Here is a 15,008-nt window from a genome sequence, read left to right on the forward strand (position 1 = left end):
CGCCAGTTTCGGCGGGCCGACGGTCTGAATAACGACAATATTTACGCCGTGTATGCCGACCGGCGGGGGCACCTGTGGCTCAGCAGCGACGAAGGCATCATGCAGTTCGATCCGGTCCGGCTCACCACCCGGACCTATACGGAGCAGGATGGCATCACCAACAATGAGTTCAACCGCATTGCCCATTACCAGGATGCCCAGGGACGGCTTTATTTTGGGGGTCTGAACGGGGTAACGGCCTTCAATCCCCAGGATTTCGAGGCCGAGCCGCCCCTGCCCGCCCTGCCCCTGCACGTGGTTTCCTTTCGTCTATTCGATGCCAGTCGCAACACGCTGATTGACAAAACTAAGGAGCTTCTCAAAACGGGGCAAATCACGCTGCAACCCGATGACCGGAGCAGTCTCCTCCATTTCGCGTTACTCAACTACACCGACGCCCGGAAAAATACGTACGCCTACCAGTTCAGCGGGATCAGCGACAGCTGGCACTACCAGACCGAGCCGTACCTGCGGCTGGGCAACCTGCCCTACGGCGATTACCGGTTACTGATTAAAGGACAGGCTGCCGACGGTCGCATGTCGGCGGCTCCGCTTTCCTTGGAGGTACACGTACTTCGGCCGTTTTATCTGCGCGGCTGGTTTCTCCTTTTACTGATATCTCTGCTACTGGGTGGTACGTGGTTGTGGGGGCGGTGGCGCACCCGGAAACACGAGCAGGCGCAGGTTCGACTGCAAAGCCAGATCGACCAGGCCACCCGGACCATTGCCCAGCAGGCACAGGATCTGCAACAGCTCGACGAGGCTAAATCCCATTTCTTCGCCAATATCTCCCACGAGTTCCGTACCCCCCTGACAATTATTCTAGGCATGGCCGACCAGCTTCAGCAGCAGGCCGACCCTCAGTTGCGACAGTCGGCCAGTCTGATTGAGCGCAACGGCCAGAGTCTGCTGCGGCTGGTCAATCAGATTCTGGACCTGACTAAACTGGAAGCCGGCCAGATGCCGATTAAACTCGTACGGGGCGACTTAAACCGCTTTATTCAGTACGTGGGTGAATCGTTTCACTCGATAGCCCGGACGAGAGAAATACAGTTGATCATACACGTTGAAGAAGACGTCCAAGAGGCCGATTTTAATCCGGATAAGCTACAGGACATTGTGGTCAACCTGCTGGGCAATGCCCTTAAATTTACCCCGGCGGGGGGGCAGGTAACGTGTGAGGTAGCTGTTCAGCCCCGCTGGCAATCGTTTGCCCAGGCAGGCTACCACGAGGTACTAACGCCAAGTAGTCATCTGAACGACCTATGGATTCGAATCACTGTCAGCGATACCGGCTCCGGCATCGACCCAGCCAGTCTGACCCGGATTTTTGACCGCTTTTATCAGGCCGGGCCACGTAAGACCGGGCCACGTAAGGCCGGGCCTGACGCGGTTGAATCCGCCAGTGGTGGTAGTGGTATTGGCCTCTCGTTGGTGAGGGAGTTGGTTAGCCTGATGCAGGGTAGTCTGGCCGTTCGCAACCGACCCAGTCTGGAGAAACCCGGTTTTTCCAGACTGGGTCTGAATCCGGGTGCTGAATTCGTCGTTTGTCTGCCTCTGACCCGGCAGGCACCCATGGCCGACGATGTACTGCCCGTGCCCATACAGTCTGCAACTGACTGGGTCTGGAAAGACTTGGTCTCTCCAGACCCAGTCGAATCCGGGCGGGAGGAAGTCCTTGATCACCCCCTGCTGCTGCTGGTGGAAGACAATGACGATGTGGCCATCTATATCCAGACTTGCCTGCGGGAGGAGTACCAAATCATACGAGCCGAAAACGGTCAGATCGGTATTGACCAGGCTCTAGCCATCACACCGGACCTGATTCTGAGCGATGTGATGATGCCCGTCAAAGACGGCTTCGACCTCTGCGACACCCTAAAGAACGACGAACGCACCAGCCACATTCCGATTGTCCTGCTCACAGCCCGGGCCGCGGTGCACGACAAGATGATGGGCTTACGGCGGGGGGGCGATGCGTACCTGGTCAAGCCTTTTCAACGAGAAGAGCTACTCCTCGTGCTGGGCAATCTGCTACGAACCCGGCAGATTTTACAGCACTATTACAGCCAGCGGGCGCTGGGTAACCCGCAGGCTGGCCCGGTGTCCGCCAATGGGACCGACGCGATGGAAGACCAGTTTGTGACCAAACTACGCACTACACTGGAACATCATTTGAACAATGTGGCCCTTGACACGGCCATGATCTGTGAGTTGATGGGCATGAGCCGCAACTCGTTGTACCGCAAGATGATGGCCCTGACAGGCATGTCGGTCATTCCTTACCTGAGGGCTCTTCGCCTGCAAAAAGCCGAAGAGCTACTCCTCAATTCATCATGGAGCATTGCTGAAGTCGCCTACGCAGTAGGCTTCGACAATCCACGCTATTTCAGCCGGGTTTTTTCTGAAGAGACAGGGACTTCCCCCAGCAGCTTTCGGGATATGGAATAGTCGATTGACCTTTTCCATTGGTTGGCGGAGTTCTGCCATTTTCCGGGCTATGCTAGTCCACAGTAGGTTGGCCAAAGCGCGCCAATGTCGGCAGTCCCCATTTACTGTCTTTTTAAAGGCCCGTGGCTGTTGCACAACTCCGTTGAAACCATCACAGCCATTCAGACAACCGCCTTTTCCAAATTGCGTTAGCGTGTCGTGGTTTTAGCCAGGCTAATCAAAAGTCGACTCGTTCGACTTGCCGTTGACTTGCGCGTTGGGTAATAGCCACGCTCGCTTTTTTGAACCGTTCACGAACTTATTTTCAGAGGTCGATGGCTTAAAATATACCTTTAAGCCGTACCCTTAACGAAACGAAGCATGGTTAGCATTAAAATACTGTTGAAAACGCCCAAGAAAAAAAAGGCGGGCACCGACGCGGACGTACAGGCTGCCCTTCGAACCGCTGACGGAGGTGGCATGGACTGGACCGTACTGGATCAGAAAAACGTCGATGACCGCGAACAAGGCAGCTTCGATTATTACTTATTTACACTGCCCTCCAACATCGGTCAGGTTACCGAACTCAGGCTGCGGGTAAAAAAGGCAAATGACAACGGGCCCGAGTGGCTGCTGGAAGCCGCCTACGTTCATATTTCCAACAGTAAAAACCTGTACAAGTTTTTCTATAACCAATGGATCAACCCGACTTCCTACACCGAATGGGTAGTCGTATCACTGAAGAACCCGCAGATTTTAAACATACACAATACGGATTTCGGCGAACCCAGGCCCCTTCTGTTATAGAAAATCGGGTTCACTTCCTACGCTATTCTATTTTCCGATCCAACGATTCTGTCAATTCGATCGTGGATATCTTTCGGGTATAATTACCATGAAAATAGTCGACAAATCAAACGGGTACGAAGACATCGCGACTCTTTTTATCCGTAGTCGCCAACAAGTCATTGGCGCATCATCCATTCGTCGCTGGGCCAAAACGCTGCCCCTACAGGCTACGGTGCTGGATCTGGGCTGCGGAACAGGAGTACCTGTTTCTAAACTGCTGATGGATGAAGGGTTGCTTGTTTATGGCATTGATGCCTCGCCAACGCTGGTGCAGCACTTCCGGCAGAATTTCCCTATGGCACCTGTTGCCTGTGAAGCTGTTGAAGATTCGTTGATGTTCGAGCGACAATTTGATGCGGTTATCGCCTGGGGGCTGCTGTTTCTTCTTCCAATGGATGTGCAGGCATCTGTATTACGAAAAATAGCGGGTGCTTTGCCAACCGGCGGCAAGCTATTATTTACGGCTCCACGCCAACCCGTTACCTGGATCGATGTGATGACGACACGTGAGTCTATCTCTCTTGGTACCAAAACCTACAAAACGTTACTGCGGGCGGGGGGCCTTTCGCTACTTGAGGAGTTTGACGATGAAGGGGGAAACCATTATTATCATGCCGCCAAAATCCAGAAGACAGGCATCAATAGCGTAGAAAAATAGCCCTCTGACTTGACAGGCCAAACATTCTATCCGCTCAATACAACAACCAATCACTCATGAAATGTATACTCATCTTCCTGCTCATCCTAGTAGGCCGCTACAATGTTTTTGCCCAGATCGACACAACCAGTTACGCCAAAGAAAGACAGGAAATAAAGAAACTTATGCAGCATCGAAAACCGGATGCATCCGTTGACTGCAACGATTTCATCGCCGTTGGTCCTAAAGGCGACATTTCCTTTTCCCATCAGCAATGGCAGGGCGCACAAGCGAAGGAAAAACTGGTTTTTAAATCTGTGAGGCCCGTACCGGGCCACGAATTTATTCGCATCTACGAAGGTAAGATGGCGGTGGTCAATTTTCTAGCTAATGTTCAGCTGGTGGTAGATGGCCGTGATGTGACTCTGAAAGTAAGGCGGCTGGAAGTTTATCATAAGGCTTCCACCGGCTGGTGTCGCGTAGCTGGTCAGGGTACGGAAGTAGACGAAACGCTGTTTCCGGTAAAAACGAATTAGTCAGGTTTTGTGGATAGCACTACTTTAACTACCAATGTATAGGCAAACAAAAACCGCCAACGTTGCTGAAGGCGGTTTTTTGTTTGTAACTACTTGGTAGTCAATGAGCCAGTGGAGGGATTCGAACCCCCGACGCGCTTGCGCATCCTGATTACAAATCAGTTTTTATAGAAAAACAAGACTAAAGCTTCAAAAGAGAATTTATAGCTCTACCGCGCTTAAAGCCACATTAGCTTAAAATACTTTCGTCCCATTTTTGGTATTTACGGAAAGGTGTATGCAAATTTGTATGCAAATGGGTTGGATGCCTGACACAGACACTGGCCTACCTGACTATTTGTACACAGATCACAATGAGCGCAACCACCAATTACTACTTCGATACCCGCAGGCAGAAACAGGATGGTACCTATCCGGTCAAGCTACGCATCACCTACCAGCGTCAGCAGCGATACTACCCAACAGAAATTAACCTCACGGCTGAGCAGTGGAAAAAAGTAAGCTCGCTCAAACCTCGTGAGGATTTTATCAAAGATACAAAAGCGATGTTAGGAGCTATCAGCCGACGTGCTGAGCGGATCATTGGTGCCCTGCCAGTATTTAGCTTTGAGGAGTTTGAAAAACGCTACACCACCAGCACCACTGATCGACCTGACAATGTGGTACTGGTATTCGAACAATATTTGCAACACCTCACCGATGAAGGACGTGCCGGAACGGCCAGCAGTTATAAAGACGGGCTGACCGCAGTAAAGGCCTACCATGATAGTAAGAAGCCCCTACCCTTTTCGGCTATTACTCCAGTCTGGCTAAAAGGCTTCGAGCAGTGGATGACTGGCAAGGGACGGAGTTTGACCACCGTGGGCATTTATCTGAGAAGTTTAAGGACAATATACAACCGAGCCATTGAGGATGGCATTATTGACCGTGAGGCTTATCCTTTCTCTAAACGGCGCTATCAAATTCCCGCTGGCCGTAATATCAAAAAAGCCCTGACACTGGCAGACATAGAAAAAATATACAATTATCCGGCTGAGGAAGGAAGCAGCGAAGAGCGTTACCGTGACATCTGGTTGTTTTCCTACCTCTGCAATGGAATGAACCCGAAAGATATCGGCCGGTTGACCTACTCGCAGATCGATGGCAACTATATTCGATTTGTACGGGCTAAAACTGAACGCACCAAGCGCGATGCTATGCCAATCAGCATTCCTCTGACGGAGGATGTACAAGCCATTATCGACCGTTGGGGGCAACGGCCTAAGAAGCCTAATCAACACGTATTTGCTATCCTGACACCTGGACTCACTCCGCAGCAGGAATTAGGTAAAGTCCGACAATTCGTCAAGATGACAAACATTTATATCCGGCAGATCGCCAAAGCGGTTGGGGTGGATAAAGATGTGACGACCTACACGGCCCGGCATTCATTTGCTACTATCCTGAAGCGTTCTGGTGCTCCTACCGAGTTTATCAGCGAGAGTTTAGGTCACCAGAGCGTCAGTACGACGAAGAACTATCTTGACAGTTTCGAGGATGAGATCAAGCACCAATATGCTTCTGCATTGACTGGCTTTAAGACATTACATAATCTGGAAATAAAAGATGAAAAATGAGATTTCAAAGGCCCAGAAGCTAGATAGCTTTTTGAATACCGATGATGAGGGATTCAACAAATTGATGCAGGCAATAATTGAGGTACACACAAAGCCTGGTGAAATAATTCCTGACGATTATGTTATAGATTACATGAGTCTACTTGACCAGATTTATTCATTTTACTTAAAGAATTATGCTAGACCTCTTACTTGTCTTGAATATTTGGCTGCAGAAGGAAAGAAAAGATATGAAGCTGAAGGAGACCTTCTAATGTTAATTGACTCAGTGCTGAGGCTTTTAATCAATAGTCCAAGAAGTAGTGAATTAGAGCAGGCTTTTATTCTTCTAACCAACTATAGACATGGGCTGAGTCCTTACGATAAAGATCCTGATGTGTTAAATTTTTGCCCAGAATTTAATTATGATATTTTAAAGAAGGAGCTTGAAAAGTTAGATGATCCAAATGAAAAGATTGAGATCTTAAAAGGGAGGTTACGATTACTTACTGCAAAATGGCATTCACTAAATGAATTTGAACAAGGCTTTATTGAGGAAACAGCATTTGAAGTGAAGTGCGTCAATGAAATTGAACGACAGAACATCATTATTCAACGTATGACATCTGCTGCAAAAAGCAAGTCAGTTGTAGAGTCAATCAAGAAGATATCTCAAAGCGAGTTAGCATTTTATTGGCATTATCTCATCGAAAAAGGCTATCGTCCTCCCTTTCCTGAAGGTAAAAAAGAAGCAGCTTATATTGAAGTAACTCAACCACATGGATTAGCCTGGAAGCCATTCCAGATGAAATATAACTCCTTACGCATAAGGAATAATAGGTTAGCTCATGGCAACATTGAAGCTATTAAAGCCGTAATAACGATGCTAGCCCAATATCCTGATGCTCAGAAGTTAGCGCAGGATGAGCTTTTGATTGCTGAAGGACGTAAGCCCCTTACGTAACCCTTACCTGCCCCTTACTAGCTATATCTCTCCGTAACCTTGCATCAGTCAAACAAACACTGATGCAATGGAAAATCCTTTTGAAACGATTGCAAGAAGACTAAGCAGTATAGAAGAACTACTGCTTGACATAAAGCACCGGCCTGCATCGGCCTCTATTTTACCAATTGACGAACTACTAACCGTCAAACAAGCCGCTGATTTACTTGATTTGACTACAGCCACGATTTACGGCTTGGTTTATGAAAAACGTATACCATTTAACAAACCAGGTGGCCGGTTATATTTTAATCGAGATCAGTTGCTGGAATGGGTGAAAAATGGTCGTAAGGCAACTACGCAAGAATTAGAGGAGCAGGCACGTCAGCAGATAGCGAATCGATTAGATCGCCGTAGTAAGTCTAAGGCACAGAGAGGAGGGCAAAAGGTATGACTCTCAGCCAAATTACTTCGGCAATACGAGCCAAAAATGGTGAGGTATTACTGTGTGGCCCTGCCTCATTCGGCTTTATCATTCGTGCATTCATAAAAGGTCAACCTTGCCGAATTATTGCGCTCTCGGCTGGTAAACCGATGAGGTGTATCCCCCTTGAACCAAGTAGTCAAACGCACGTTGTCTCTGACCTCGAAAGCCTGCACAACTGGCTCAACTCTCTTACTCCAAAACGAGCTCTCCAGGCAGCATAGCCCCCCGGCTACTTTAACACTATTCCTATGATTGGCAGTGGATATCAGCTAACCAAAGCCTTTTACGCCGAGGTAGAGCAGAACGAAGCGATGCAGATGGGTTGTAAGTCTCACCACCAGAGTTTATACACCTGGATTTGTGAGTTGCGCAATCGGACAAACCGTGAAATTCTGGATTTGCCGGTGCTATACACGATGCAAATGACATTCATTGGCTCACAGCATACGTTGGCAAAAGCTATTGATGACCTGGCTGTGTGGGGATTGATTGAGGTGCTCATGCAGAGTAAAGGGCATGGTACTAAGGTTAAACTCGCTATTGCATTTCTGCAAAAGCACTGCAATAGCGATGCAAATAAAGAGGATGTGGCAATTGCAGAAATGCAATTACAGTGCAATACCACTGCAATACAAGTGCAAACAACTAAAACTAATAAAACAGATAAAACAAGAAAACCCCCTCAATCCCCCATGGGGGAAGAGATTGCCAATCTTCCTTCAACATTTCAACACCAATCTGAAGCGTTCAAACTAGCCTGGAAGGAATGGGAGTTATTTCGAAGGGAACAGAAAAAAATTCTTACTCCTAGCTCGGTCGATAAGCAACTTAAGCTATTGGCCCAATACAGCGAGGCTGATGCAATAGCCATAATTGAGAAGAGCATTCGGAATGGCTGGCAAGGTCTATTTGATCTTAAGTCTAACGCTCGGACAGAAAGTCTCACCTCCTTGCCTCAACATAATACCTCTGTCAACAAACCTTACCGCGAACTCGTATGACACGCTCTGAACCAATCACTAAAATTTCAAATCGAACTGGCTATCGGCATCTCAACAGCTCACGATTGAAGCCAACCCCTGATTTGACCTATCCGGTGCCTGTCACAGAACAGGATGATTTAGAAGAAGCAAAACTACTCCTTGACTATGAGCAGCAACTACAAGACACGAAAAACCAGCGAGGTTACTAATTCAGGTATGGAAACACCCTCTCTGACTGACTCAGCCGCTGAACGAGCGTTAGTAGCCATCCTTCTGGATTCGCCTAAGCTCATGCCCGATGCTCGGGAGCGGCTCGGTACGGGTGAGGTGCTGACCCATGAGGGGTACCGTATCCTGTTCGATATTCTTTGCGCACTTTACGATGAGGGGAAAGCCATCAAATTTGGTTCCGTTCTGCAACGTATAAACGCCAACGGTACCTCGGCCAGGCTGATCGATATGGGCATCAGTTTGATGGGCCTACCGGCTGAGGCCAAGACCTCCGAGTTTGTCGATACCTGTACACACCTCAGGGGGCTATGGGTCAAGCGGATGGCCATCGAGTCGGCCGGAGCCATTCTGGCCAGTGTTCAATCTGGCGATACAATCAGTCAGATTGTCGATGTACTCAATAAAGCCACAGACTCAGTATCGGCAGGTTTAGCTGTGGGTGCTGATCAAAGCCTGACTGACATCATTCGGGAGTCAGTAACTTCTCTTGAATTGGCCATGAATAAAACCGGTGGGCTCACGGGTGTCAATACGGGCCTGGGTAAGCTTAACCGGGTTCTGGGTGGATGGCAGGATTCGGATATTGTCATGATTGCGGGTCGGCCAGGCATGGGCAAAAGTATTGCAGGCGTTTTTCATGCTATTGCTGCGGCCCGTGAAGGGGTGCCGGTGGCCTTCCTGTCACTGGAAATGCCCGCCAAATCACTGATGAACCGCGTCATTGCCAACGAGACCGGCATTGCCTATTCCAGAATCAAGCGGGGTACTGTCAGCCGGGATGAGTTTGCGATGATTCAGAAAGCCATTGGCCGGATCGAGCAACTACCCATTCACTTCTATGATGATCACAACGCCGATGTAAATGATTTGTCTTACAAGCTGCTCCACTGGAAAAAGCGACATGATATTGGTCTGGTCATCATCGACTATGTGCAGAAGCTGACCGACCGCACCATCAAATCATCGGCTGAGTATGACATCCTCACCAGTGTCTCCAATAAGCTCCAGCGGCTGCGAAAACGCCTGAACTGTCCCATCATTGAACTTGCTCAGCTGAGCCGGGCCGTCGAGAGCCGACAGGGTAGCAAACGGGCAGGTATGTCTGACCTGCGCTCAACGGGTCAGTTCGAGCAGGATGCCACGGTAATCATCATGCTCTACCGAGATGACTACTACAAAGAGAAAGCGGCTCGTGATGCTGCGGAGGCCAATGGAGGCCACTATGAAGAACCCCGTTTTGACAAGCAGCTTGAGTACGGGATCATCAAGAGCAGGGATGGTGAAACAGGTACGGCTGTGTTGTGGGTCGATGTGGCCACGAACCGCATTGCAGATGAGGCCCCACCCGTTGAAAAGCCAAAGCCGACTACGGCAAAGCCTTCACTGAATTCATTTGATCATCAGTCCTCAGCCAGTACCGCTTTCTAAGACCAATTCACAGCTAAACCATTGAAATCATGAACACACAGACACCAACGGCCGGATACATTGTCGAGGTCCAGTACTGGGAGCAGCCTGACCAGAACACGACAAGATCATTCATTGATGCCGACTTACTGACTGCCCGGCAATCCGCTCATCAGTTCGCCCAAACCCTGGCAGCCAGGAAGTCTCCAACTGAGGTAGTAACGGTGAAGATTCATTTGGTTGAGTTCAACGACGGTCAGGCTGAGACTCCTTTCCTTGCGCAGGTTTTCAAGCGTCGATTTCACCGCAGCAAACGTGTACCCGAAACGGATGCCTACACCCTCAACCTGACAATGGATGTAGATCCAGCGTTTGACCGTCTTGAGTCTCCCTTGGCACTGACGATAGACCCCACCGCAGTAGATGAAGCCGTTGAAACACCCGAAGCCATCTTCGACAATGTTGGCGGCTTAGTTATTGAGTACGAATACTATCGCTCTTATGGCCATCCACCGGGTTTTGGCTATGCTCTAGTGGGCATTCTGGGACCTGGTGATCAGCATTTACTTGACCAGGTGGTGTCTGAAGATGGTGATGCCGATGCAGCCATGACGGAGCTAGTTAAACGCCAGAAGCAAACCCGAATGAAACTTCGGCTTCGGCTGAGCTTCATGCTCTACGATGCCTTGGGCTATGCGGCCAGTCTGATCGGCCAGTACAATAGCGAGTATGCCGCTACGGGTAAGCACCTGGCATTTAGTGTAGAGTTTATGCCCATCGACTAGTCTAACACGTCATGATGCGTGGCATAAAAAAACCCAATAAAAACCGAATGACATGCCGTTTCCAAAAGGAGAATCAGGAAATCCCAAAGGGTTGTTCTCGGCTGAAAACCAACCCGCCAAGAAAGGCCGAACCATAGGCAAGAGGAATCGATCTACTATTGTGAAAGAGCTTCTTGGCCAGGTGGTCAATATGGCCAACTATAGCAAGAAGAATGCAAGTCTATTGGAAAAGATGGGCTTTGCGACCAACGATGAAGCGGAGGCATTGCTCACGGCTGTTCAAATTATCAAAGCGCTTTCTGGTGACACCTCAGCTTATAAAGCCATCATGGATTCTGGTTACGGCGCACCATCACGATCCATCGAACACTCTGGCACCATCATCACTAATGAGTTAGATAATCTAACGGTATCCGAGCTCCGCAAACTTCGTAAAGAGCTAAACAGCAAAGGGAAATGACACTTGAGGATATAGATATTGCTGACATTGATGCAGCCCTTGAGCGAAAAGAGAAAATGATTGCGCGTAAGTTAGCCAGGCTCAATTATCTCGACTTCGTGGAGTACGTCAACCCCAAGTATGAAACCCAACCGTTTCATGCGGTCATGGCTGACCATCTGCAACTATTTGCTGAGGGCAAGATCAAAAAGCTGATGATCACATGCCCACCGCAGCATGGTAAGAGTGAGCTATCTACCCGCAACTTTCCGGCTTATCTGTTCGGCGTCCGGCCGGAGTTAAAGATTGCGGTGCTCTCCTACGCAGCGAGTAAGGCCACCAAGTTTTCGCGTGAAATACAACAACGCATTGACTCGGATGAATATGGCGAGGTATTTCCTGACATCCGACTAGCTACGGCCCGTGATGAAGGGCTCACCAAAACGCAACAGGAATTTGATATTGTCGGTACGGGTGGCAACCTCAAGGTCGTTGGGCGTCGTGGAGCCTTGACCGGCGACCCGGTTGATATTGGCATACTTGACGATTTGATCAAAGATTTGGTAGAGGCACAGTCGCCCACGATCCGAGAACAAGCATGGGGCTGGATTGAATCAGTGGTGGATAGTCGGTTTCATAACGACTCGCAACTGTTGTATGTGACCACCCGTTGGCACTCTGACGATCCGGCTGGTCGGTTCCTCGATCAAGACGGGTACTACTCGGAAGACAATCCCGATGGGTGGGTACTACTCAACTTTCCGGCCCTCAAAACGGCTGACATCGTGCCGTATGATGATCGGGATGAGGGTGAGGCACTGTGGCCCGCTAAGCACTCAAAAGCCAGGATGCTCAAGAAGCAGCGGGATAGTGAGCTAACATTCAACGCGCTGTATCAGGGTGACCCCAAGCCATCAAGTAAGCTGACCATCTTTTACGATTGGATGCAGATTGATGAGTACCCTGACCACGTGGATGAGGAGTTCATTGGCCTTGACTTCGGGTTCAGCAATGACCCCACCGCAGCCACCCGCATCGGTATCATGGGCCGCAATATCTATCTCGATGAACTGTTCTATGAGACCGATTTGACCAATCAGGACATCATTGACAACCTGCACTTGACGGGCTTGCCCTCCACAATGGACACAATATGCGATAAGGCCGAGCCAAAGAGCATTGAAGAGATACGCCGGGGCTATTGGAAACCGGGCAATGTGCACATGAAGGGGTTCAACGCCCGTGGGTGTGACAAAGGGCCGGGATCAATCAATGCGGGCATTCTCAAGCTAAAGGAGTACAACGTGTTCTACACGAAGCGCAGCCGCAACATCAAAGCCGAGCGGGATAATTACACTTGGATAACGCAGGGTGGTAAGGCCACCAATACACCGATCGGTGAATGGAACCACGCATTAGACGGCATCCGTTCGGCGGTGTTCACCAGGAAGGGAAAGCCGCAGGGTGGCAACACTACGGCCAAACGAGTCCAAGCCAAACAAGGGAGAACTTATTAATCATTCATTAACTGACAGCTTCAATTATGCAAGACGGATTGTATTTACACAACACCTGGGTAGCTCAGGTCGAGGTGGCCATTACCAAACAGGCCAACGACCTCTCTAACCCCACGGCCATCAACTCCAATTACGCCAACCTGTTCACCTTGCCCGATACGTCGGCCATTCGCTCCCTGCTTCAGAACGCTGAGCAGGTCGATGCGGGTGGCCGCGATCCGTACCGGCTCATTCCGGCCAAGCTCATCGATGAGGGAGAGGTGATCTTCTCCGGCAACGCAGCTTTGCTTTCATTCCAAGGCGGCTGGAAGGTATCACTCACCGCAGCCCTCAAAGGGTTGTTTGAGCAACTGGCCGACCTCAAGCTAGCTAACCTTGACCTCAGCCGGTATGACCACCCGTGGACTATTCCCACCATCATCTCACTGGCGGGCAAATCAGAGGGTGTGATTTATCCGGCCATTGATTACGGATCGGTTGACAACGGTGTGTTTGCGCAGGATACGCTTACGCCGGCCATCTATGCCAAGTCAGTCATCAATACCATGCTTAACCAGTTCAGCTACCGGGCCGTAGGTGACTGGCAGAAGGATATGCTTTATAATCGGCTCATCATCCCATTTGTCGAAGATGAGCCGGTGGCCCATGATCTTGACTGGCAACAAGCACGGATGGCCAGAGTAACCGTCACGGGAGTCAGGATTCTCGGCCCAAAGGGATCAATCGACACCATTCTAGAATTTAACCGGGACGCCGAACCACTGGCCGGATGGGTTGATGGCGCTCAGAATAATTTCAAAGCTGAGTCATTCCGCTACGTGTGTGATGTGGCCATGCGGCTACACGTCACGGCCTCCCATACGTCTAGCTTGAAGGTGGATTTCGGGGCGGTCGAAACCATACTCGCCATAGAGAAAAACGGACAGCACGTGGCCGAGGAGCGGGTGGCGCACGGCGGGCCTTGGGGCGCGTTCACATTTCCTGGCGCCAATCTATTTATCAATTTGGATGAACACATTGACTGCGTGGCCGGTGATCAGATTCAAATTCGCTTCATCAGTCGCAAGCAAACCACGTTCGCGCAGTTCACCCGCGTTGGTGTCATCAGCGAGGAGAGTACTTGGGCATTCTTTCAGCCAGACGTGGCCATCAAAGCCGGTGACACATGGCTTGTATCGACCAACATGCCCGATTTGACCTGTGCCGAGCTTCTTAAATCCGTGGCCCTGATGATGTCGGGCACCTATGAAGTCAACGAAGTGGCCAGAACGATTGAACTGCGCACCCTTGACGCCGTGATTGCCAACGAAGCCAACACGCAGGATTTGAGCCACTGCATTGAGGAATCAACCGAACCCGAGAACGCGGTGACCATCTCGCCCTACGGTCAAAGGAACTTACTTAAATGGAAGCAACAGGACGACAAGACCCTGATTGGTTGGGGAGATGGGGTCATCACGTGTGGAGCACAGAACATTCCTTTGGAAGCCACCCTGTTTGAACTTCCCTTCTCAGCGGTGATCTCCTCCTCGGTGTCATTGGCCGGGTATGGTAGTCCACCGTTCATCAAAACACGGGTTATCTCGGGATCCGGTGCAAACGTTCAGGTGTCACGACAGGCCGCACCGCCGTGTCTACTCTTAGCCGAGCCAACACGCACGGTGATGGTGACCGTGAATGTGGTCAATGATGACCTTTCTGTGAGTAAAACACCTATTCCGCTCACGGGGTGCTGGTGGCATGCCAGGCCCGAGGGTGTGGTGACGGTTGCCAATGCATTCGGCCTTGGCTTTGATCGACCATTAAGTGTGTACACCCGTGAGCAGACCATGAGTCAGCGGTATTTCAATGCGCTGCGCCGGATGCTGAGGAGGCCGCGGCAACTTACCCCCTCCGTGTACCTTCGACCCGTGGACTTTGCCACGCTCGATTTGTATGCGCCGGTCAGACTGCGGGCCGTTCGGGCCGGGTCACTCGATTTGAACGATAATTTTTACTACCTCAGCAAGGTCCCCAACTACATCTCCGGCCGAACGTGTACAATGGTCCTCGTTCCTTATTGAGACGTGGAGGAGGCTGCACAAACTACCCTAAGTTAGTGTTATGCAGCCTCCTCATGACAGAATTGAG

The 15,008-nt window shown here is 50.2% G+C and carries 14 protein-coding genes; all 14 read left to right on the plus strand.

The window, feature by feature from the left end:
* The first annotated feature begins 48 nt into the window (after window positions 1-48).
* The 14 genes from ACYU87_RS09850 (at window position 49) to ACYU87_RS09915 (ending at window position 14,941) form a co-directional block, all read left to right on the plus strand.
* A complete protein-coding gene (locus ACYU87_RS09850; RefSeq protein WP_461133896.1) occupies window positions 49-2,490 on the plus strand; it encodes a hybrid sensor histidine kinase/response regulator transcription factor in 2,442 nt (813 codons plus the stop codon).
* Window positions 2,491-2,850: 360 nt separating this feature from the next.
* A complete protein-coding gene (locus ACYU87_RS09855) occupies window positions 2,851-3,276 on the plus strand; it encodes a PLAT/LH2 domain-containing protein (RefSeq protein ID WP_461133897.1) in 426 nt (141 codons plus the stop codon).
* Window positions 3,277-3,364: 88 nt separating this feature from the next.
* On the plus strand, window positions 3,365-3,976 hold the full coding sequence (locus ACYU87_RS09860) for a class I SAM-dependent methyltransferase (protein ID WP_461133898.1): 612 nt from the start codon (window positions 3,365-3,367) through the stop codon (window positions 3,974-3,976).
* A 56-nt stretch (window positions 3,977-4,032) separates the two neighbouring features.
* Complete coding sequence (locus ACYU87_RS09865) at window positions 4,033-4,491, plus strand: hypothetical protein (protein ID WP_461133899.1); 459 nt, start codon at window positions 4,033-4,035, stop codon at window positions 4,489-4,491.
* A 353-nt stretch (window positions 4,492-4,844) separates the two neighbouring features.
* The gene (locus tag ACYU87_RS09870; protein WP_461133900.1) at window positions 4,845-6,107 is read left to right on the plus strand and encodes a phage integrase SAM-like domain-containing protein; all 1,263 of its coding nucleotides are present in this window, start codon (window positions 4,845-4,847) and stop codon (window positions 6,105-6,107) included.
* On the plus strand, window positions 6,097-7,050 hold the full coding sequence (locus tag ACYU87_RS09875) for a hypothetical protein (protein WP_461133901.1): 954 nt from the start codon (window positions 6,097-6,099) through the stop codon (window positions 7,048-7,050). The genes ACYU87_RS09870 and ACYU87_RS09875 overlap by 11 nt, the downstream gene beginning before the upstream one ends.
* A 67-nt stretch (window positions 7,051-7,117) precedes the next feature.
* Complete coding sequence (locus ACYU87_RS09880) at window positions 7,118-7,483, plus strand: helix-turn-helix domain-containing protein (RefSeq protein ID WP_461133902.1); 366 nt, start codon at window positions 7,118-7,120, stop codon at window positions 7,481-7,483.
* Window positions 7,484-7,764: 281 nt separating this feature from the next.
* Window positions 7,765-8,517, plus strand: coding sequence for a hypothetical protein (locus ACYU87_RS09885; protein WP_461133903.1), 753 nt, complete (start codon window positions 7,765-7,767; stop codon window positions 8,515-8,517).
* Window positions 8,514-8,708: a hypothetical protein gene (locus ACYU87_RS09890; RefSeq protein WP_461133904.1), complete on the plus strand. Its 195-nt coding sequence runs from the start codon at window positions 8,514-8,516 to the stop codon at window positions 8,706-8,708. Before ACYU87_RS09885 ends, ACYU87_RS09890 begins: the two co-directional genes overlap by 4 nt.
* Window positions 8,709-8,715: 7 nt before the next feature.
* Window positions 8,716-10,158: a replicative DNA helicase gene (locus ACYU87_RS09895; protein ID WP_461133905.1), complete on the plus strand. Its 1,443-nt coding sequence runs from the start codon at window positions 8,716-8,718 to the stop codon at window positions 10,156-10,158.
* Window positions 10,159-10,187: 29 nt separating this feature from the next.
* Complete coding sequence (locus ACYU87_RS09900) at window positions 10,188-10,922, plus strand: hypothetical protein (protein ID WP_461133906.1); 735 nt, start codon at window positions 10,188-10,190, stop codon at window positions 10,920-10,922.
* Window positions 10,923-10,974: 52 nt separating this feature from the next.
* Window positions 10,975-11,382, plus strand: a complete 408-nt coding sequence (locus ACYU87_RS09905) for a hypothetical protein (protein WP_461133907.1) — start codon at window positions 10,975-10,977, stop codon at window positions 11,380-11,382.
* Complete coding sequence (locus ACYU87_RS09910; protein WP_461133908.1) at window positions 11,379-12,878, plus strand: terminase large subunit; 1,500 nt, start codon at window positions 11,379-11,381, stop codon at window positions 12,876-12,878. Before ACYU87_RS09905 ends, ACYU87_RS09910 begins: the two co-directional genes overlap by 4 nt.
* A gap of 26 nt (window positions 12,879-12,904) precedes the next feature.
* Window positions 12,905-14,941: a hypothetical protein gene (locus ACYU87_RS09915; RefSeq protein ID WP_461133909.1), complete on the plus strand. Its 2,037-nt coding sequence runs from the start codon at window positions 12,905-12,907 to the stop codon at window positions 14,939-14,941.
* Window positions 14,942-15,008 lie beyond the last annotated feature (67 nt).

This window comes from Spirosoma lituiforme (assembly GCF_054776635.1).